Source organism: Aquimarina megaterium XH134 (assembly GCF_000520975.1).
Taxonomy (GTDB): Bacteria; Bacteroidota; Bacteroidia; order Flavobacteriales; family Flavobacteriaceae; genus Aquimarina; species Aquimarina megaterium.
The window spans coordinates 1-555 of record NZ_JACB01000145.1 but is presented as its reverse complement, the minus strand read 5'-3'; the positions used below and the strand labels follow the sequence as shown (position 1 = coordinate 555).

At 35.0% G+C, this 555-nt stretch carries 1 protein-coding gene; it reads left to right on the top strand.

Annotated elements, in window-relative coordinates; translation table 11 throughout:
• The coding region (locus Z053_RS31745; RefSeq protein WP_035097312.1) for a T9SS type A sorting domain-containing protein at window positions 1-555 on the top strand (555 nt) is incomplete at both ends.

Sequence of the window (555 nt, the reverse complement as noted above, 5' to 3'; positions counted from 1 at the left end):
TTTCTTTAGAATAGAAGTTGGAGACAACAGCGATTATGGAGCATGGTACACCAATAATTCGGTACGATTGGTTACTTATAATAAAGATGTTGTATGCGAAGGTAGTAGCAAAAATGTAACCATACTTGGTGAAGGAGTAGAAGTTGGAGCCTCTAGTAATTTTGTTGCAGAATCTCATAGTTACATAGTAAGTTCTTCTTCATATACCAATTGGAATGGTAAATCTGGTTATATAGGATTTACCTTTAAAATTAGTGGTAATACACATTACGGATGGTTTTATGCTACTGTAGCAAACGATGGATTATCGTATACTATATTGGATTATGCATATAACACTAATGCAGGTCAGGGATTGTTGACCAAAAGACCAGCAGCAGCAGGTCCAGAAAAAGCAGAGAATCTGGTTAAAGTATATCCTAACTCATTTACCGAAATGACCAATATTGACCTAACCAAATTAGGAAAAGAAAGGTTTACTATGAGTGTATATGATCTGTTAGGAAGACGTATTTATCACAAAAACTATGATAGAAACCCTGGAGTACTTCCTTT